20 protein-coding genes are annotated in these 17,468 nt (G+C 64.1%); 14 read left to right on the top strand and 6 right to left on the bottom strand.

Annotated elements, in window-relative coordinates; translation table 11 throughout:
- The first annotated feature begins 20 nt into the window (after positions 1-20).
- The 4 genes from prfA (at position 21) to RCO31_RS30390 (ending at position 3,133) form a co-directional block, all read left to right on the top strand.
- A complete protein-coding gene (gene prfA / locus RCO31_RS30405) occupies positions 21-1,100 on the top strand; it encodes a peptide chain release factor 1 (RefSeq protein ID WP_308972080.1) in 1,080 nt (359 codons plus the stop codon).
- Positions 1,097-1,984: a peptide chain release factor N(5)-glutamine methyltransferase gene (gene prmC, locus RCO31_RS30400; RefSeq protein WP_308972079.1), complete on the top strand. Its 888-nt coding sequence runs from the start codon at positions 1,097-1,099 to the stop codon at positions 1,982-1,984. Before prfA ends, prmC begins: the two co-directional genes overlap by 4 nt.
- A 264-nt stretch (positions 1,985-2,248) precedes the next feature.
- Entirely contained in the window at positions 2,249-2,404 is a 156-nt protein-coding gene (locus RCO31_RS30395) for a hypothetical protein (protein WP_308972078.1), read from the top strand.
- Positions 2,405-2,440: 36 nt separating this feature from the next.
- On the top strand, positions 2,441-3,133 hold the full coding sequence (locus RCO31_RS30390) for a DUF4167 domain-containing protein (RefSeq protein WP_308972077.1): 693 nt from the start codon (positions 2,441-2,443) through the stop codon (positions 3,131-3,133).
- Positions 3,134-3,196: 63 nt separating this feature from the next.
- Here the strand turns inward: RCO31_RS30390 and RCO31_RS30385 are convergent, their stop codons facing one another.
- Positions 3,197-3,940 carry a methyltransferase domain-containing protein gene (locus tag RCO31_RS30385; protein ID WP_308972076.1) on the bottom strand — a complete coding sequence of 248 codons (744 nt, stop codon included), beginning with the start codon at positions 3,938-3,940 and terminating at the stop codon, positions 3,197-3,199.
- Between the two features lie 121 nt (positions 3,941-4,061).
- Here RCO31_RS30385 and gloB point away from each other — a divergent pair, with 121 nt between their 5' ends.
- The 3 genes from gloB (at position 4,062) to RCO31_RS30370 (ending at position 6,037) form a co-directional block, all read left to right on the top strand.
- The gene (gene gloB / locus RCO31_RS30380; protein WP_308972075.1) at positions 4,062-4,829 is read left to right on the top strand and encodes a hydroxyacylglutathione hydrolase; all 768 of its coding nucleotides are present in this window, start codon (positions 4,062-4,064) and stop codon (positions 4,827-4,829) included.
- Positions 4,829-5,257 carry a cupin domain-containing protein gene (locus RCO31_RS30375; protein WP_308972074.1) on the top strand — a complete coding sequence of 143 codons (429 nt, stop codon included), beginning with the start codon at positions 4,829-4,831 and terminating at the stop codon, positions 5,255-5,257. The genes gloB and RCO31_RS30375 overlap by 1 nt, the downstream gene beginning before the upstream one ends.
- An 87-nt stretch (positions 5,258-5,344) precedes the next feature.
- Positions 5,345-6,037 (top strand): flavin reductase family protein, encoded by a 693-nt coding sequence (locus tag RCO31_RS30370; RefSeq protein ID WP_308972073.1) that lies wholly within the window; start codon positions 5,345-5,347, stop codon positions 6,035-6,037.
- On the opposite strand, the gene RCO31_RS30365 is transcribed toward RCO31_RS30370, so the two are convergent.
- Both RCO31_RS30365 and RCO31_RS30360 read right to left on the bottom strand, forming a co-directional pair.
- Positions 6,034-6,900 (bottom strand): EamA family transporter, encoded by an 867-nt coding sequence (locus RCO31_RS30365; protein WP_308972072.1) that lies wholly within the window; start codon positions 6,898-6,900, stop codon positions 6,034-6,036. The two genes, RCO31_RS30370 and RCO31_RS30365, sit on opposite strands and share 4 nt — an antisense overlap.
- 105 nt (positions 6,901-7,005) lie before the next feature.
- A complete protein-coding gene (locus tag RCO31_RS30360; RefSeq protein WP_308972071.1) occupies positions 7,006-8,100 on the bottom strand; it encodes an ROK family protein in 1,095 nt (364 codons plus the stop codon).
- Between the two features lie 330 nt (positions 8,101-8,430).
- On the opposite strand from RCO31_RS30360, the gene rplU reads away from it, so the two are divergent.
- From rplU to RCO31_RS30345, 3 genes are all read left to right on the top strand, one after another.
- Entirely contained in the window at positions 8,431-8,820 is a 390-nt protein-coding gene (rplU, locus tag RCO31_RS30355; RefSeq protein ID WP_308972070.1) for a 50S ribosomal protein L21, read from the top strand.
- A 117-nt stretch (positions 8,821-8,937) separates the two neighbouring features.
- A complete protein-coding gene (rpmA, locus tag RCO31_RS30350; RefSeq protein WP_308972069.1) occupies positions 8,938-9,210 on the top strand; it encodes a 50S ribosomal protein L27 in 273 nt (90 codons plus the stop codon).
- A gap of 133 nt (positions 9,211-9,343) precedes the next feature.
- Complete coding sequence (locus RCO31_RS30345) at positions 9,344-9,934, top strand: GNAT family N-acetyltransferase (RefSeq protein WP_308972068.1); 591 nt, start codon at positions 9,344-9,346, stop codon at positions 9,932-9,934.
- Here the strand turns inward: RCO31_RS30345 and RCO31_RS30340 are convergent.
- Positions 9,931-10,857, bottom strand: a complete 927-nt coding sequence (locus RCO31_RS30340; protein WP_308972067.1) for a DMT family transporter — start codon at positions 10,855-10,857, stop codon at positions 9,931-9,933. The genes RCO31_RS30345 and RCO31_RS30340 overlap by 4 nt on opposite strands.
- Before the next feature lie 136 nt (positions 10,858-10,993).
- On the opposite strand from RCO31_RS30340, the gene RCO31_RS30335 reads away from it, so the two are divergent.
- Entirely contained in the window at positions 10,994-11,614 is a 621-nt protein-coding gene (locus tag RCO31_RS30335) for a GNAT family N-acetyltransferase (RefSeq protein ID WP_308972066.1), read from the top strand.
- On the opposite strand, the gene RCO31_RS30330 is transcribed toward RCO31_RS30335, so the two are convergent.
- A complete protein-coding gene (locus tag RCO31_RS30330; RefSeq protein WP_308972065.1) occupies positions 11,548-12,465 on the bottom strand; it encodes a DMT family transporter in 918 nt (305 codons plus the stop codon). The genes RCO31_RS30335 and RCO31_RS30330 overlap by 67 nt on opposite strands.
- Positions 12,466-12,755: 290 nt before the next feature.
- On the opposite strand from RCO31_RS30330, the gene obgE reads away from it, so the two are divergent.
- The gene (obgE, locus tag RCO31_RS30325; protein ID WP_308972064.1) at positions 12,756-13,814 is read left to right on the top strand and encodes a GTPase ObgE; all 1,059 of its coding nucleotides are present in this window, start codon (positions 12,756-12,758) and stop codon (positions 13,812-13,814) included.
- A gap of 73 nt (positions 13,815-13,887) precedes the next feature.
- Positions 13,888-15,024 carry a zinc-binding dehydrogenase gene (locus tag RCO31_RS30320; RefSeq protein ID WP_308972063.1) on the top strand — a complete coding sequence of 379 codons (1,137 nt, stop codon included), beginning with the start codon at positions 13,888-13,890 and terminating at the stop codon, positions 15,022-15,024.
- 49 nt (positions 15,025-15,073) lie between these two features.
- Here the strand turns inward: RCO31_RS30320 and RCO31_RS30315 are convergent, their stop codons facing one another.
- Complete coding sequence (locus tag RCO31_RS30315) at positions 15,074-15,793, bottom strand: RraA family protein (protein ID WP_308972062.1); 720 nt, start codon at positions 15,791-15,793, stop codon at positions 15,074-15,076.
- Between the two features lie 158 nt (positions 15,794-15,951).
- Here RCO31_RS30315 and RCO31_RS30310 point away from each other — a divergent pair, with 158 nt between their 5' ends.
- Complete coding sequence (locus RCO31_RS30310; RefSeq protein WP_308972061.1) at positions 15,952-16,953, top strand: hydroxyacid dehydrogenase; 1,002 nt, start codon at positions 15,952-15,954, stop codon at positions 16,951-16,953.
- Positions 16,954-17,468: the final 515 nt, after the last annotated feature.

The following is a 17,468-nucleotide window of genomic DNA, read 5'->3' as shown; positions in this document are numbered from 1 at the left end:
ACGCCGTCTAGATTATTGTCATGCTCCCCAACGTCAAACTCGACATCCTGCTGGCGCGTCACGCGACGCTCGAGGCTGAACTGCTCGGACAGGTCAACGCCGAGACCTATGTGCGCGCGACACGGGAATTGTCGGAGCTCACACCCGTCGTCGATGCGGTTAAGGCCTATCGTTCGGCGCAGATGGAAATCAAGGATATCGACGCGCTGATCGCTGACCCGTCGACCGATGACGAGATGCGCCAGCTCGCGGAAGGCGAGCGCCCCACGCTCGAGCAAAAGCGTGTCGCGCTCGAGCAGCAGATTCGCGTTGCGCTGCTTCCGAAGGACGCCATGGACGAGCGCAGCGTGGTGCTCGAGATTCGCGCCGGTACGGGCGGCGACGAAGCCTCGTTGTTCGCCGGCGACCTGTTCCGCATGTACGAGCGCTTCGCCGCGCTTCGGGGATGGAAGGTCGAGGTCATCTCCGCCAGCGAAGGGACTGTCGGCGGCTTCAAGGAAATCATCGCAGCGATCGAAGGCCGCGGCGCCTATGCGAAGCTGAAATTCGAGTCCGGTGTGCACCGCGTGCAGCGCGTTCCGGACACCGAAGCCTCTGGCCGCATTCATACGTCGGCCGCAACTGTTGCAGTGCTACCAGAAGCTGAGGACGTCGACGTCGAGATCAACGAGTCGGAGTTGAAGATCGAGACGATGCGTTCGCAAGGCGCCGGCGGCCAGCATGTCAACAAGACCGAATCGGCGATCCGCATCACCCACCTGCCGAGCGGCATCGTCGTCAGCATGCAGGATGATCGGTCTCAGCACCGCAATCGCGCCAAGGCGATGGCGCTGTTGCGGGCGCGACTCTACGACGCCGAAAAGCAGCGTCGCGATCAGGAGCGTTCGGCCGAGCGGCGCGGCCAGGTTGGCTCCGGCGACCGTTCCGAGCGCATCCGCACCTACAATTTTCCGCAAGGACGCGTCACCGACCATCGCATCAACCTGACGCTCTACAAGCTGCCGCAGGTGATCTCGGGCGAGGCGCTGCATGAGCTCATCGATGCGTTGACAACCGAGCATCAGGCGGCCCTGCTTGCAGCCGAAGGTGCGGCGGCATGAGCGACGACCATCTTGCTGGCTTGTCGATCGAAGCGGCGCGTCGCGAACTGACACGCCGATTCAAGGCCGCAGATCTCGATTCACCCGATCTCGACGCGCGCATGCTCGTCGGTGCCGTCACCCGGCTTGACCTGACCGGCATGACGGTGGCGGCACAACGGCTGCTGACGAACGACGAACGGCGCGCGCTGTCAACATTCGCCGAACGCCACCTGAAGTACGAACCGATCGCGCGCATTCTAGGCGAGAAGGAATTCTGGGGCTTGCGGCTTTCGCTCTCCGCCGACACGCTGGTGCCGCGCGCCGATACCGAGACCGTGGTGGAAGCGGCCCTCGAACTCGTTCGGTCTGCGGGCGAGCCGATCGAGCCCTTGCGCATCGCCGATATCGGCACCGGGTCCGGCGCGATCCTCTTGGCGTTGTTGCACGAGCTGCCAAGCGCAATCGGCATCGGCACCGACATCAGCCCCGGCGCACTGCGCACGGCGACCGCCAACGCCGAACAACTCGGCATCGGTGCCCGCGCGACGTTCATCGAATCCGATTACTGCGAGAAGCTTGCAGGCCCGTTTGATCTCATTGTCTCGAATCCGCCTTACATCGTCCGTGCCGACATCGCGACGTTGGCGCGCGAGGTACGCGACTACGATCCACGTCGCGCGCTCGACGGCGGCAGCGACGGACTCGTTGCCTATCGCGCGATGGCGCGTGACATTGCAAGTCTGCTCGAGCCGGGCGGCGCATTTGCGCTTGAGGTCGGCAAGGGACAGGCTGACGAAGTCGCGGAGCTGATGCAGCTTTCAGGCCTCCACACAATCAGGCCACATCGGCCGGATCTGGCCGGAATTCCACGCGTTGTCTGGGGCCGCAAACCGGTCAGCTGACGGCTCCTAAAAAACACGAAAATACCCCTTGGATTATCCGCCAAGAGCGATTAGCTTCCCGTCAGAGATCGGTTCCGGGCCGCTAGCCTCGCAGACGCTGCGGGTGGAGATGCTGAAAGCGGCACTCAAAAGGAGCAGGCCCGACGATCAAGCGGCTACCCAAGGGCAGGTCACATTGGACGCGATGGCTGAAAGCGCTGCGCGACTGCGATGACCGGGAACGAATGAAAGCCTGATTTTGCGGCGAGAACTCACGACGACGCTTTGAGCATCAACGACACCTTGACCGGCGTGCCTGTTGGCATGCGCGGCAGAGATAACGCGCCGATAGGGCCGCACGAGTTATCGATTGAAGGCTTTGGTGAAGAAGACTTGGTGAGAACGACGGCGGGCCTGTTTCCGCCGGCGGAGAAATATTGAAAGTTCGACAACATCCGGGGTTATGAGAAGCGCGACATGAGAAACGGTCAAAACAAGCGTATGCGGAACCGCGGCGGCGGCGGTCACAGCCACAGCGGTAATAACAACCGGCGTGGCCAGAACCCGATGACCCGGGTCTACGAATCGAACGGTCCGGAGATCAAGATCCGCGGCACGGCTTCGCATCTTGCAGAGAAATACGTGCAGCTCGCGCGCGACGCGCAAGGCTCGGGCGATCCGGTGGCAGCGGAGAACTATTACCAGCACGCCGAGCATTACTTCCGCATCATCGCCGCGGCTCAGGAGCAATTCCGGCAGAACCAGCCGCAGCAATATCAGCAACAGCGGCCGGATGGTGACGTTCGCGAGGACACGGGCGAAGAGAGCGACGGCGAGTTCTCCGCTTTCGGCGCCGAGCCTGGTTTCGCGCCGCAACCGCAACAGCAGCCTTATCCGCCGCGCGAACAGCCCTATCAGCGCGAACCGCAGTTTCGAGAGAATCGACCGCAGCCGCAGACGCAGGGAAATGACGGCGATGTCGACCGCCTGCCCTCGTTCATCACGGGCAGCCAGCCGCAGCCCACCGGCGGCTTAGAAGGCGGTGAACGCAGCGAACGCGGCGATCGCTTCCAGCATCGCCGCCGCCGACGCCATCACGGCCCTCGTCCTGAAGGTGGAGGCCCGCAGCCGGCACCCGACGGCTTCGGCCAGGGACCAGCGGGCGAGTAGCTTAAAGCTAACACCATTTAAGCGTTGAATTGGATTGAGCCGCGAGCGATACCGCTTCGCGGCTCAATTTTGATCACGTGGCGATGTTGTCGGCACCAGCACCGGCTCCATCGTCGGAATGAGCCTGCGTCGCTCGCGACGCGCCGCGATCGGCCGATAGACCTGCTTGGTCGCCTCGACGATGTGTACGCCTGCAAACGGTGAGGCGATCGCCGCGCCGAACCGCTCCCACGCCATCGCCGAACGCAGAAACCAACCGTAGTTGATCGGCGGCATGTGCAACGCTTCACTCCATGCGGCGGGCGTAAACCATGTCTCGCGCAACAGCTGCGTCAGTTGCGAACGCGAATATGGGCGGCCGTGCCCGAATGGCGTGCTGTCCGCCCGCGCCCACGGCCCGCGGCGGTTGGGCAGGACGACGATCATGCGCCCGCTCGGCGTCAGCACGCGCCACATCTCGCGCAGCAGCTCGGCAGGATCGTCGGAGACTTCGAGCGCATGCACGAGCAGCATCCGGTCGACCGACGCATCCGGCAGCGGCAGCTCGAACTCGTCAACCAGAGCAGCGAGCGTCGGCCGTGCCGTCGGCCATTTCATCACGCCCTGCGCTGCCGGCATGAATGCAAGGCAGCGTTCCGCATCCTCGCGAAACAGGCCGAGATACGGCGTGCAGTAACCGACACCGACCACCCGCTGCGCGGACGCGTTCGGCCAGCGCGCGCGAATGCCGCGATTGATCAGCCGGCGCGTCACAATGCCAAGCCGCGTCGAGTAGAAGTTACGCAGATCGATCACGTCGATAGTCATAGGGCGACCATATCATGTTGCTGCGATGGATCACGAGCGCCCGCGATACGGCGTTAACACCGCATTTCGTCGCGCTCCGCAACATGCTAGCATTGGCTGCGTACATAGAATGGAACGACCAATGGCCGCAGAAATCCGCATCTTTCCCTGCCTCAACGATAATTACGGCTACCTCATTCACGATCCGGCAACGAAGGCCACGGCGTCGATCGATGCGCCGGAAGCGGCTCCCGTCATCGCCACGCTGGAGAAGGAAGGCTGGAAGCTGACCGACATTCTGGTGACGCATCACCATGGCGACCACGTCGGCGGCGTCGCCGAGCTGAAGCAGAAATACAAATGCCGCGTTGTTGCGCCGAACGACAAGGCCAAGGCGATCGCCGATGTCGATCTGCGCGTGAAGGAAGGCGACACCGTGAAGGTCGGCACGCTGTCGGCGCGCGTGCTGGAGACGCCGGGACACACACTCGACCATATCTCGTACATGTTCGACGCCGAGAAAGCACTGTTCGCCGCGGATACGCTGTTCTCGATCGGATGTGGGCGGGTGTTCGAGGGCACCTACCCGATGATGTGGGAATCGCTCCTGAAGCTGCGGGCGCTCCCCGACGACACACGCCTCTATTGCGGCCACGAATACACTGCCGCGAATGTGAAGTTCGCGCTCGGCATCGAGCCTGACAATGCCGCGCTGAAGACGCGTGCCGACGAGGTTGCACGGCAACGCGCGGCCAACCAGCCGACCATCCCGACGCTGCTCGGCGAAGAGAAGACGGCCAACGTGTTCCTGCGTGCCGACGAGCCGTCGGTCGCAGCGCACCTCGGCATGTCCGGCAAGAGCGCCGCCGACGTGTTCGGTGAGATCCGCGAGCGAAAGAACCGATCCTGATGGCTGCCTTGCTGACGGCGGCCGACATCGTCGCGCGGCTCGAACTGAAGCCACATCCGGAAGGCGGCCACTATCGCGAGACGTTTCGCGATCCGCGCACGGACACGCAGGGACGTGCGGCTTCGACTGCCATTTTTTTCCTGCTCGCGCGTGGTGAACGCTCGCACTGGCACCGCATCGACGCGGTCGAGATCTGGCATCATTACGCAGGCGCTGCGCTCGCGCTCGAAATCGTCGATAGCGGGCAGCGCCGTTCGGTCCGGCTGGGGCCGGGCCTCGCCGCAGGCGAAACGCCGCAAGCGGTGGTGCCGGCGCATGCCTGGCAGGCGGCACACAGCACCGGCGATTGGACGCTCGTCGGCTGCACGGTCGCGCCCGGATTTGATTTCGCGGGTTTTGAGCTGGCGGCGCCGGATTTCGTTCCCTAACCCGAACCGCCATCTTGTCGGGATTCGGGTGGGTCAGGCATGCAGCGCTCACTACGTTGGCTCCAACAGCAATGAATGGAGCCAGCAATGCACATCGTCGTCGACAATTCCTCCAGACCGATGCCGACGCACCAGGTTGCGGAGCCGGCCATCCTCTACTTCGGAACGCCGGTGGTTCTGATCGGCACGACCAACGAGGACGGCTCCTATAATCTCGCGCCGATGTCTTCGGCGTGGTGGCTCGGCTGGCGCTGCATGCTGGGGCTCGGCACGAAGTCGAAGACCACCGAGAACATGCTGCGCACCGGCGAATGCGTTCTCAACCTTCCGTCTGCAGACATGGTGGCCGCAGTCGACAAGCTTGCGCGCACGACCGGCTCCAATCCTGTTCCTGCCAACAAGATCAAGCGTGGCTATCGCTACGAGAAGGACAAGTTCGGCATCGCCGGCCTGACCCCGCTTGCTGGCGAGACGGTCGCGGCTCCGCGCGCTGCCGAGTGTCCGGTGCATCTCGAGGCGAAGGTCGAGGGCCTGCATCGCGTCGCGCAGGATGATGCCATGATACGCGGGCATCTGGCGGCGATCGAGGTCAACATCACCCGCATCCACCTCGACCCGCGCGTCATGATGGAGGGCGAGGAGAACCGTGTCGACCCGGACAAATGGCGGCCGCTGATCATGAGCTTTCAGCAGTTCTATGGCCTCGCGCCAGGCAAGCTGCAGCGCTCCGAGCTCGCCGAGATTCCGGAGGCGCTGTATCGTCCCGCGGCTCGCGTTTAGTCCCGCTTGATGCGGAACATGTCCTTTGCGGCAATCAGGCCGCCGCCGGCGATCAGCAGTGCGGCGAGTGCGAGCGTAGCGGTGGCCTCCGCAAAACCGGCGAGGATCAGAAAGCCGGTCGACAGCAGCGGCGTCGCGTAGGACGCAGCGCCGATGACGCGGATGTCGCCGCGCTTCATGCCGACATCCCAGGCGTAGAATGCTGCTCCCACCGGGCCGATGCCGAGCGCCAGCACGGCCAGCCATTGGCCGGGCGTCTCCGGCCAGACGGTCGTTTCCAGCATCAGGTGACATACGGCCGCGAGCAGCGCCGTCATCGCGCAAAAGCCTGCCACTGCATCGGTCGGCACATGCTTCAGCCGCCGTGAGGCCACCGAATAGATCGCCCAGAGGAAGGCCGCGATGAACGCGGCCAGGAACCCCGGCGCGTGCTGCCATTCGAATCCCGACACGCCGCGTCCCGCAAACAGCATGACCGTGCCCGCAAGCCCGAGCAGCGCACCAATGATGTGATGCGGCGCGAGCCGTTCACCGGGCAGGAACGCGGAGAACAAGACGATCAACAGCGGCCAGAGGTAGTTGACGAGCCCGGCTTCCGCCGGCGGCGCGTGCCGCAGCGACAGGAAATACAATGCGTGATAGCCGAACAGGCCACCGACGCCGACGAGCCAGGCGACCATCGGCTGCCGCAACGCGCTCAATCCTTCCCCACGCACGGTCCAGGTCAGTGGACCGACGCACGCGCCGATGGCGAATGTGATGGCTGCCAGCTGGAATGGCGGTATGCGCCCGGTCGCCACCGTCAGCGCTGCGAGCAGCGACCACATCAGGATCGCTGTCAGGCCGATCAGCGTTGCGCGCATCGAGGTGGCATTCCGGCATCAGTGTCTCAGCCAGACAACCGCATAGCAGTGAGTTCGACCGCTTGAAAGTGCCTATGCGAGGCGCTGGCGCGCCGCCTCAGCCCGTCAGGCCTTCTCCTCCTCCTTTTCATCCTTGGCCTTCGCCTTGTCCTTGCGCATGGTGAAGCGTGCATTGCCGAGCCCGGTGCCGATCGTGAGCACGCCCCAGCGCTTGAAGTCCTGCATGAATGGCACCTCGCTCAAGCCTTGCGCCACGCCGTCATTGTGCATCAGCACCGCGGTGTCGTGACCGCCGATCTCAGGGATGGCCTCGATGAGCGCGGTGGGCAGGTTGAACTTGCTGCTCTCCCAGTTGCCGGGAAGGTTCTGCGCGCCTTTCTCGATGCTGCCGTCAGCGTCGATCACGCCCGGGCAGGCCACGCCGATGAAAGGCGCGAGCTTGAGACCTTCGCTTTCCGCCTCCTTGATCAGCTCCTTCAGCATCTTCGCGAGCTTCTTCACCGCGCTTTCGCGGGTCGGCTCGCCGTTGGCATGCTTCCAGAGTTGCGAGCGCCAGACCCGCGCTTTCGACAGATCAGCTGACTTGTCCTGTCTCGGCTCGACCACGCCGCAGCGGATGTTGGTGCCGCCGATATCGACGGCCAGGATCGAATCATAGGCCTCGAAGATCCACGACGGAGCGATATGCAGGCAGCCGATCAGGCCGGCTTCATCCGGATGATGGCGGATCGGAAAGAGGTCGATCTTCTCACCCTCTGACTTCAGGATGATATTCGCCCGGGCGATTGCGATTTCGCCGATGCGGCTGAGACGAAAGCCGCCACCGACGACGATCGCTTCGGTGCCCTTCCAAGCCTTTGTCTTCAGGAAGCGCTGCGTGACATGGGCGAGCTCCTGGGCGAACTCCTCCACCGCGCCGAGGACAACGGCGGCGGCTTCGGCATCGTCGGAGGCCAGGATCTCGTCCAGCTGCTTTTTCGAGATTTCCGCCGACGACTTGTTGCCGAAAGGGTCGTCGCCCGACTTGCGCAACGGCTTGCGCCAGCCTTCGAGGATCGCCTGAAAGGCGCCCTTGCTGGCGCGATCGCCGACAAAGCCGTCCTCGTCCTTCAATTCGACATTGTAGCTGTCCACATCGACCGACGGCAGGCGCCCTGCCCCGTGTCTGCCAATACCGCCGGTTGAGGGTTCGTCAGCCATAATTGCCCCTTTCAATCGCCCGAGAGCACAAACAACGGGGAAGGAACCCGTTGGTTTCAGCGCCCCTGCCGGCACCGAATCGCCGGCCTTGGCGGACGAGAATCGCCTAAATCTTTCATTTCAGGGCCGTTTTGGCTCCGAATTCCTTGACTCCGGGTATCGGGCGGCTATAAGTCCTGCCAACCCGGCGCGGGATTTTTCGCGCCGTTTGTTTTGGCAGAGCCCCTCGATCAAGAATGGGCCGCCCAAACACCAGACCATAACCGACTGACAAGAAGCCGCGCCGGACCCGCTCCGAGCGACGGAATTTGAACACGAAGGACAAAAACGATGTTCGCAGTCATCAAAACCGGCGGCCGGCAATACCGCGTCGTTCCGGATGATGTGCTTGAAATTGGCAAGATCGCCGGCGATGTCGGCACGATCGTGCAGCTTGGCGAGGTTCTCGTCGTTGGCGGCGACGCCCCGGTGCTCGGCGTTCCGACCGTGGCCGGCGCATCGGTTGCGGCCGAAGTGCTGGATCACAAGCGCGGCCCGAAGGTAATCGCCTTCAAGAAGCGCCGGCGCAAGAACTCGCGCCGCAAGCGTGGCTATCGCGACGAGATCACGGTGATCCGCGTCACCGAGGTCCTGACCGACGGCAAGGCGCCCTCGATCGGCCCGCGGCCGAAGAAGGAAAAGGCGCCAGCCAAGGCTGAGGCCGACGCCGGCGAGGAGTAGGCCCTGCCGGGGAGCGCCGCCGCGAAAAAGCCTGTAAAGGACTGGGCTGCGCGCGCAGAAATGAAATGATTCCGTCAAGGAATTAGGTTACTAAGACGACGAATTCGGAGACGAGCAATGGCTCACAAAAAGGCAGGCGGCTCCTCGCGCAACGGGCGCGACTCGGCAGGCAAGCGCCTCGGCATCAAGGCGTTCGGCGGCGAACACGTCGTTCCGGGCAACATCATTGCGCGCCAGCGCGGCACGACGTGGCATCCCGGCGAGAACGTCGGTATGGGCACGGATCACACGCTGTTCGCCAAGGTGGAAGGTCGCGTCGCGTTCCGTACCAAAACCAAAGGCCGTACCTACGTGTCGGTACTTCCGACGATCGAGGCAGCGGCAGAGTAACACGGTGGAGACATTGCGTTCCGCCGGATCTCGTTGAACCGGCGGCGCCATCCAGGCTCTAAAGGGGGAGACGGGACACCGGCTCCCCCTTTTGATTTGGCGCTGAGGGGAGCGCCGACAAAGGAGCCTGACCATGCTGTTGGAGAAGCCTGTCACCGAGTTGCAGGAGAGCTGTCGCGTCGTCCTCGAGACCGAACGGCTTGTGTTGCGCAGGCCGACGCTCGCGGACGTAAAAGCAATTGCGCGCCTCGCCAATGATCGCCGCGTTGCCCAGAATACATCGCGTCTGCCCCATCCTTATGGGGTGAGCGACGCGGAAGCATTCGTTGAAACCATTGCCACCCAGCCCCGTGACGCGACCTTCCTGATCACCCGCGAAGGCGACCCGATTGGCGTCGCCGGGATCGACCTTGCCAAGGTTGCTGCGCCTGAGATCGGCTACTGGCTCGGCGTCCCGCACTGGGACCAGGGCTATGCGACCGAGGCCGCGCGCGCCCTGATCGACTATGCCTTCGAGGAGTTCGGCAGCACCGAGCTTCGCGCCGGCGCCCGCGTCGTCAATCCGGCTTCGCGGCGCGTGCTGGAGAAGTGCGGCTTCCAGTGGACCGGCGTCGAGCTCCGGCGCGTGCTGTCGCTTGGCTCGTCGGTGCCGATCGACCGCTTCCGGCTCGACCGCGGCGTGTGGGCCTCGCTCAAGAGCTGGCGCGACGCCCGAAGGCACTAGCCCGGCTGCGGCGTTACCACCGGCTCGGGGCGGGCGAGTTTGCGCTCGCGCATGAAAATGAAGAGGCCGGAGGCGACGATGATCGCGGCCCCGATGATCGTCGTCAGCGGCGGGATGTCGCCGAAGACCATATAGCCGAACAGCGCTGCAAACAGGATCGCCGTGAACTTGTAGGGTGCCAGCACGCTCGCTGGTGCCAGCGACAACGAGCGATTGGCGCAGAGCAGACCACCGACGCTGACGAGCCCCGCGACGAGGAAGATGCCGACATGCGTCCACTCCGGCGTGACCCACTGAAACGGCGCGACCACCGCACCGAACAGCAGCGTGCCGCTCATCTGGCTGAAGGCAAGAAACGTCTGCGAGGTGCCGCGCAGCTCGCGCGTGACGATCATCAGCACTGCCGAGCAGAACGCACCGGCGATCGCGATCAGCACCCCGACCGAGAGCGACGAGGTGGACGGTCGCATGGCGATGACGACGCCGATGAAGCCGACCAGCACTGCAAGCCAGCGCCGCCAGCCAACCTGCTCGCCGAGAAAGACCGCCGACAAGGCAACAACCAGGATCGGCGCCGACAGGTAACAGGTGATGGCGTCGGCGAGCGGCAGGTAATAGATCGCGGTCAAGAACAGCAACACCTCGGTCACCGAGAGCGCCACACGCACCGCCTGCAGGCCTGGGCGCGGCACGTTTCTGAGCGCTGCGAAGTTGTTGCGGGCGAGGAACGGCAGCAGCACGGCAATCGATGTGGTCGATCGGATCAGCAGGAACTGCGCCGCGGCGTACATCGTCACGGTCCACTTCGCCAGCGCATCAAGGCAGGAGTAGAGCGTGATGCTCGCCAACATGAACAGGATGCCGGCCGTGACCGTCGAGCGGGCGACCGTCACCGCAGTCGATTGCGTGGAGATGGAGCTCATGACGGCGGCTGGAGCCTTGCACGGGGCCGGCTTCAATGACGCCGACTCTTTGCGAGCAGGTTAAGGCGAATACCTGCACGCGGCAACTCGATCCAGCTCACATAGAGGTCAATTATCGTTACGGGGGAGACATCGAATGAAACTGCTCGACGACAGTTGCACGCTTTCAACGAAGCGCCTGCTGCTGCGGCCGCTCCGACCGGACGACGCGGCGCCCCTGTTCGCGCTGTTCAACAACTGGAATGTGGTGCGCTTCCTGTCGTCGCCGCCCTGGCCGTACACGGCGAACGACGCCGAATGGTTCGTCAGCCAGGTCATCGCGTGTTCGCCCGAGCTGAACGAGGACGTGCTCGCCATCACCAAGGACGGCAGGTTCATCGGCATGATCGGCGTGCGTCTGCGCAAGGCAAATGCCCTGCAGCGCGGCCCGGGCCCGAATATCGGCTACTGGATCGGCGAGCCGTTCTGGGGACACGGCTACATGAGCGAAACCCTCGGCGCCTTCGCTCAGCACCTTTTCAAGATCACTGATGCCGAAACGCTCTACTCGGGCGCCTTTACGGAGAATGCAGCCTCGCTGCGGGTGCAGGAGAAGGTCGGATTCGTCCGCGACGGCGAGACGATGCTGTTTTCCAAGCCGCGCGGGGGCGATTTCCCGCACGTCAACACCGCGCTTCCACGCACAGGATTTCAGGCCGGCGGCATGGCGGGCGGCGCCTCGGCCGCGGCGAACCTTCGTTCGCGCAGAAAGATATAGAAGCCCGCGCCGATGATCACGGCCGCGCCGACGATGATGTTGGTCGAAGGCACGTCGTTGAACACGAGGTAGCCGAAGATCCCGGCCCAGATGATCATGGTGTACTGATACGGCACGACGACGCTCGCCGGCGCGAGCTTGAGCGAACGGTTGACGCAGAGCAGTGCCGCCACGGCGATGCAGGCCGCCAGTGCGAACAATCCGAGATCGCCGGCCGCAGGCGTCACCCAGCCGAATGGCGCCATCACCGCGCCCAAGACCAGCGCCGCGGCGAACTGGCTCGAGGCCAGCACGATGTCGGACGTGCCGCGCACGGAGCGTGTCACAACCATCAACCCGGCGAAGGCGAGACTGCCGCCGAGCGCGATCAGCGCCGGCCAGCTCACGGTCTGCGCCGATGGCTTCAGCGCGATCAGGACGCCGCAGAAGCCGACTGCAACCGCGGTCCAGCGTCGCCATCCGACCTTCTCGCCGAGCAGCACGGCCGACAGCGCGGTGACGAAGATCGGACCCGCCATATAGAAGGTGATCACATCGGCCAGCGGCAGATAGATCGTGGCCGCGAAGAAGGCCGCGACCTCGCCGGCGGACAGCGTCACGCGCAGGAGCTGCATGCCGGGGCGCGGCATCCTCGCGAATTCGGCGCGGGCGCGCCAGACAAACGGCGCCACCAGCAGCAGCGCCGCCAGCGCTCGCAGCATCAACAACTGGCCGACAGAATAGGTCGCGACCAGCAGTTTGCCCAGTGCATCGCCGAATGAGAACAGGCATACGCCCGCCAGCATCAGGCCGATGCCGGCGAGGCGGACGGAACGCTCGTCGCGTCCGGTGGCAAGCGGCGTCGCGGTCATGCTGGCGTCCTGGCGATGAAACCCCATTAGGCCCGCGCCCGGCCCCCTTCAAGGGTTGAAAAGTCCGGCACGCAACCAAAGCTGTAAGGATGGTGTCCCGCTTCTAACGTTCAGATAGCTTTGCGGCAACCTCGTGTGCGAACGTTAGAAGCAAGCGGGACACTATTAACTTGATGAAGCTAGTGCGCTTTTTGGATTTGGTACGAATGTCGAATCCAGCGCACTCGTCGGGCCGCCGGACAAGGCGCTATTCGGTTGCGGCCCTGCACCCGCTGCGCTAGGCCTGATCCATGAAATTCCTCGACGAAGCAAAGGTCTACATCCGCTCCGGCGACGGCGGCAACGGCTGCGTCGCGTTCCGTCGCGAGAAGTTCATCGAGTTCGGCGGACCGAGCGGTGGCAACGGCGGCAAGGGTGGCGACGTCCTCATCGAGGCTGTCGACGGCCTCAACACGCTGATCGACTACCGTTACCAGCAGCACTTCAAGGCGCAGAAGGGCGTGCACGGCATGGGCAAGGATCGCCATGGCGCCAACGGCAAGGACATCGTGCTGAAGGTGCCGGTCGGCACCCAGGTCTTCGACGAAGACCGAGAAACGCTGCTGTTCGACTTTACCGACCTCGGTCAGAAATTCATCATCACCGAGGGCGGCAATGGCGGCTTCGGCAACGCGCATTTCAAGTCGTCGACCAACCGCGCGCCGCGCAACGCCAATCCCGGCCAGCCGGGCGAGGAGCGCTGGATCTGGCTCCGCCTGAAGCTGATCGCCGATGCCGGCCTGGTCGGCCTGCCGAACGCCGGCAAATCGACGTTCCTCGCCGCGAGTAGCGCGGCCAAGCCGAAGATCGCCGATTATCCGTTCACGACGCTGCATCCGCAGCTCGGCGTCGTGTCGATCGACGGCCGCGAATTCGTGCTGGCCGACATTCCCGGACTGATCGAAGGCGCGCATGAAGGTGCCGGACTCGGCGATCGCTTCCTCGGCCATGTCGAGCGCTGCCGCGCGCTGCTGCATCTTGTCGACGGCACCTGCGAGCATGCGGGCAAGGCCTACAAGACCGTGCGCACCGAACTCGAGGCCTACGATCATGGACTTAGCGACAAGACCGAGATCGTCGCGCTGAACAAGGCCGACGCGCTGTCGCCGGAAGAGCTGAAGCAGCAGCTTGCACGCTTGAAGCGCGCGGCGAAGAAGACGCCGCTGGTGATTTCAGCCGCAACCGGCCAGGGCGTCGAAGACGCATTGCGCGCGCTGCTTGCCGTGGTCGGCGACGCCTCCCGCACACCGAAGGCTAAGAACGCCGCAGAAGCGGCGCCCTGGTCGCCTTTGAGGGCGAATAGCGAGTAGCGAATGTAATTCGCACGATTATTCCCCTTCCTTTATTCTTCATCGCTACTCGCATCGTCACAGGGAGGCACAATTGAACACCACAGTCGCTGAGACCGGGCTGCAGCTCCGTTCGCTGATCAAGAAGAGCGGCGAACTCGAGGTTTCGTTGGCGCGGGTGAAAGTGCCGGAACCGGCCGATGACGAGGTGCTGGTGCGCGTCGAGGCGACGCCGCTCAATCCGTCGGACCTTGGCCTGCTGTTTGGTCCCGCCGACATGGCGGCCGTGAAGGCGTCAGGCACGAGCGACAGCCCGGTGATCACCGCGCCCGTTCCGCAGCACTTCCTGAAAGGGCTCGCCGCGCGCCTCGATCAATCGATGCCCGTCGGCAACGAAGGCGCGGGCGTCGTGGTGAAGGCAGGTACGGCAGCCAAGGCGCTTCTGGGCAAGACCGTGTCGATGATCGGCGGCGGCATGTACACGCAGTACCGCTGCCTGGAGGCATCGGACTGCCAGGTGCTTCCCGAGGGCACGACCCCGGCTGACGGTGCATCGTGGTTCGTCAATCCGCTGACCGCGCTCGCCATGACCGAGACCATGCGCCGCGAGGGACACACCGCGCTGGTCCATACCGCGGCCGCTTCCAACCTGGGCCAGATGCTCAACAAGATCTGCCTCAAGGACGGCATCGCCCTCGTCAACGTCGTCCGCAGCGCCGATCAGGAAAAGATCCTGCGCGACCTCGGCGCCAAATACGTCTGCAACTCGACCTCGCCGACCTTCATTGCGGATCTGACTCGCGCGCTCTCGGAGACGGGTGCGACGATCGCGTTCGACGCCATCGGCGGCGGCAAGCTGGCCGGCCAGATCCTGAGCTGCATGGAGACGGCGGCGAACCTGAACGCAAAGACCTACAGCCGCTACGGCTCCACCGTGCACAAGCAGGCCTACATCTACGGCCGGTTGAACCTGGGCCCGACCGAGCTCGGCCGCGACTATGGCATGGCCTGGGGCGTCGGCGGCTTCCTGCTGACGCCGTTCCTGCAAAAGATCGGCGCTGCCGACACGGCCAGGCTGCGTGCGCGAGTGGCGAGCGAGTTGAAGACCACCTTCGCGAGTCACTACGCGAAGGTGATCTCGCTGGCGGAGGTGCTGCAGCCGGCGGAAATCGCCGTCTACAACAAGCGCGCGACCGGCGAGAAGTACCTGATCAACCCGAACAAGGGATGATGGATGGTCGTCCCGCCGAGCCCAGCGCGCGCCGGGACGACCACAACGATCAGTGAATCTCCGCCGATTTGGCCATGGCCGCCTTCAGCTTCTCGAGGGTGAAATCCTTCGAGCGCGCGATCGTCAGGATCACTTCCTCGCGCCGCGCCAGCAGGTCGGCGGCTGCGGGAAGCTTCTCGGCGACCTCGAAGGGAATGACGATCGCGCCGTGGCAATCGGCGTGAATGAGATCACCCGGGCGGACGATCATTCCGGCGACGCTGACGGTCTCGCCGAAGCCCGCCAGATGCACATGCGCGTGTGACGGACCGATCGAACCGGCCAGCGCCTGGAAGTCCGGTGCCCATTGCGGGATGTCGCGGATCGAGCCATCGGTGACGACACCAAGGCAACCAAGCGCCTTGTGGACGTTGCTTTGCACCTCACCCCAGAACGCGCCGTAGCCGACATTGGCGCCGTCGAGGTCCTGGATGACGCTGACCGTCGGTCCAGGACCGGTGCCGACATGCTCGTAATACGCTGCGCGCTGATCGCGGGCGGCGGCGCCCTGCAGGCTCGGTGTGGTCGCGGCGCGGATCGTCGCGGTGCGTGCATAGCCGACGATCGGCGGCAGATTTGGAAACGGGCAGACCAGCGGCTTCACCGTGAATCCCGTCAGCCGCCGTTCAGGCGCGACGATTTCCATCGCGTTGCAGATCGTTGGCGTGTCGAATTTCCTCAGCGCCTCGAGCACGGAAGCAGGCAGCGGCGCGGTTGCCGGATGAGACACAGTCGTTCCTCCTGATGGTCCACAAACTTGGCCCACACTGCCTTCTCTGCCCGCCAGCGGCAAGGCCGGACTGTCGCAGCATGCAAACGGCATATTGATGCAACCGTAGGCTTGCGATACGCGGTGAGATCAAAGACTGGTTCAGTGAGGAACACGCGATGGCGACGGCAGCTGCGACGAACAAGAAAAAGGTGCTGGTGACCGAGACTTTCTCGGCGAGCGGCATGGCGGTCCTGAAAGAGCGCAGCGACATCGAGACCGTCACCTTCCCGAATGCCATCACCGCTGCGGACTTCAACGCCCTGCTCCGCCAGCACGCGCCGGTGCACGCAGTGGCCCTTGGCGGCACCCGCTTCGGTGAGGACGAATTGAACTCGTCCGGCGACATGCGTGTCGTCACTCGCATCGGTGTCGGCTTCGACGCGGTCGACATTCCTGCGCTGAACAAGCGCAGGATCCCACTGATGACCACCGGCATCGCCAATTCGCCATCGGTGGCGGAAGCGGCATTGTTCATGATGCTGGCGCTGGCCAAACGCGGCGCCGAGCTCGATGCGCTCGTCAAGCAGAGCCGCTGGCCCGAGCGCATCAACGCAATCCCCTATGATGTGCTGGGCAAGACCGTCGTCGTCATCGGCTTCGGCCGCATCGGCACGCGCACGGTGAAACGCTGTCTAGCGATGGAAATGAATGTTTTGGTTTACGATCCATTCAAACAGGCTGAGGAAATCTCGGCTGCGGGTGCGGAGCCCGTGACCGACCTCGATGCCGTGCTGCCGCGCGCCGACTTCATCAGCATCCACTGCCCGAAGTCGCCAGAGACTGTCGGCATGTTCAATGCCGACCGGCTGGCGAGGCTGAAGCCCTCGGCATATCTCATCAATACCGCACGCGGCGGCATCGTCGATGAGCCCGCGCTCTATGCGGCGCTGACCACGGGCAAGCTCTCCGGCGCCGGCCTCGACGTCTTTGCGCAGGAGCCGCCGCAGCCGGACAATCCGCTGTTCAAGCTCGCGAACGTCATCACCGCACCGCATCTGGCGGGCGTGACCCGCGAGGCCACGGACCGCATGAGCTTGCAGACCGCAAAGAACATCCTCAGCGCGTTCGACGGGGACATCATTCGCGACAACGTGGTCAACAAGGAAGCGCTCGGGTAAGCGCCCGCCTTCGCCCTTACGGGCTTCGGCGCGGCAAGCCGGACAGCGAGCTTATTCACATTGTCAAACAGCCTGCGACCTGTAGCCCGGATGAGCGAAGCGACATCCGGGTGAGACGTGTCGCGGAGTCAGCTCCCGGATATCGCTGCGCTCATCCGGGCTACAGACGTGCATCGTCGCCCCTGTTCTTTGTCCGGCCTGGGGCTTGCCGGTCTCTTGTGCCTTCCCTTGCCCGAAAGGGCTGTGCGGAACGCAAGGGCGTTTCACCGCGCCCGCGGCGCCGTGTGCCTTTGGCAAGCACACGGCTAAAGACAAATGCCACGGAGGAGGCTCAACGCCAGCGCTCCGCACGCGATGGTTCTTTTAACGGCTTGCTGCATGCCCCCAGGCCTCGCCACTTTCGCTGGCTTCGCCCGGTTCGTGCGAACTGTCGCCCGGACATGCACTTGGACCGTCCGCCCGTCGTACCGGCGTCTTGTCACCTCAGGCATCACACGGATTTCTCCGGCGCTTTC

The sequence above is a fragment of the Bradyrhizobium sp. LHD-71 genome, assembly GCF_031157255.1.
GTDB lineage: Bacteria > Pseudomonadota > Alphaproteobacteria > Rhizobiales > Xanthobacteraceae > P52-10.
The sequence above is the reverse complement of the archived record's forward strand: the minus strand, read 5'-3'. Positions and strand labels throughout refer to the sequence as shown.

Excerpts from the sequence above, each read along its gene's own strand:
- prfA (WP_308972080.1), top strand. The coding sequence starts at position 21 with ATGCTCCCCAACGTCAAACTCGACATCCTGCTGGCGCGTCACGCGACG.
- prmC (WP_308972079.1), top strand. The coding sequence starts at position 1,097 with ATGAGCGACGACCATCTTGCTGGCTTGTCGATCGAAGCGGCGCGTCGC.
- RCO31_RS30390 (WP_308972077.1), top strand. The coding sequence starts at position 2,441 with ATGAGAAACGGTCAAAACAAGCGTATGCGGAACCGCGGCGGCGGCGGT.
- RCO31_RS30385 (WP_308972076.1), bottom strand. The coding sequence starts at position 3,940 with ATGACTATCGACGTGATCGATCTGCGTAACTTCTACTCGACGCGGCTT.
- gloB (WP_308972075.1), top strand. The coding sequence starts at position 4,062 with ATGGCCGCAGAAATCCGCATCTTTCCCTGCCTCAACGATAATTACGGC.
- RCO31_RS30375 (WP_308972074.1), top strand. The coding sequence starts at position 4,829 with ATGGCTGCCTTGCTGACGGCGGCCGACATCGTCGCGCGGCTCGAACTG.
- RCO31_RS30370 (WP_308972073.1), top strand. The coding sequence starts at position 5,345 with ATGCACATCGTCGTCGACAATTCCTCCAGACCGATGCCGACGCACCAG.
- RCO31_RS30365 (WP_308972072.1), bottom strand. The coding sequence starts at position 6,900 with ATGCGCGCAACGCTGATCGGCCTGACAGCGATCCTGATGTGGTCGCTG.
- RCO31_RS30360 (WP_308972071.1), bottom strand. The coding sequence starts at position 8,100 with ATGGCTGACGAACCCTCAACCGGCGGTATTGGCAGACACGGGGCAGGG.
- rplU (WP_308972070.1), top strand. The coding sequence starts at position 8,431 with ATGTTCGCAGTCATCAAAACCGGCGGCCGGCAATACCGCGTCGTTCCG.
- rpmA (WP_308972069.1), top strand. The coding sequence starts at position 8,938 with ATGGCTCACAAAAAGGCAGGCGGCTCCTCGCGCAACGGGCGCGACTCG.
- RCO31_RS30345 (WP_308972068.1), top strand. The coding sequence starts at position 9,344 with ATGCTGTTGGAGAAGCCTGTCACCGAGTTGCAGGAGAGCTGTCGCGTC.
- RCO31_RS30340 (WP_308972067.1), bottom strand. The coding sequence starts at position 10,857 with ATGAGCTCCATCTCCACGCAATCGACTGCGGTGACGGTCGCCCGCTCG.
- RCO31_RS30335 (WP_308972066.1), top strand. The coding sequence starts at position 10,994 with ATGAAACTGCTCGACGACAGTTGCACGCTTTCAACGAAGCGCCTGCTG.
- RCO31_RS30330 (WP_308972065.1), bottom strand. The coding sequence starts at position 12,465 with ATGACCGCGACGCCGCTTGCCACCGGACGCGACGAGCGTTCCGTCCGC.
- obgE (WP_308972064.1), top strand. The coding sequence starts at position 12,756 with ATGAAATTCCTCGACGAAGCAAAGGTCTACATCCGCTCCGGCGACGGC.
- RCO31_RS30310 (WP_308972061.1), top strand. The coding sequence starts at position 15,952 with ATGGCGACGGCAGCTGCGACGAACAAGAAAAAGGTGCTGGTGACCGAG.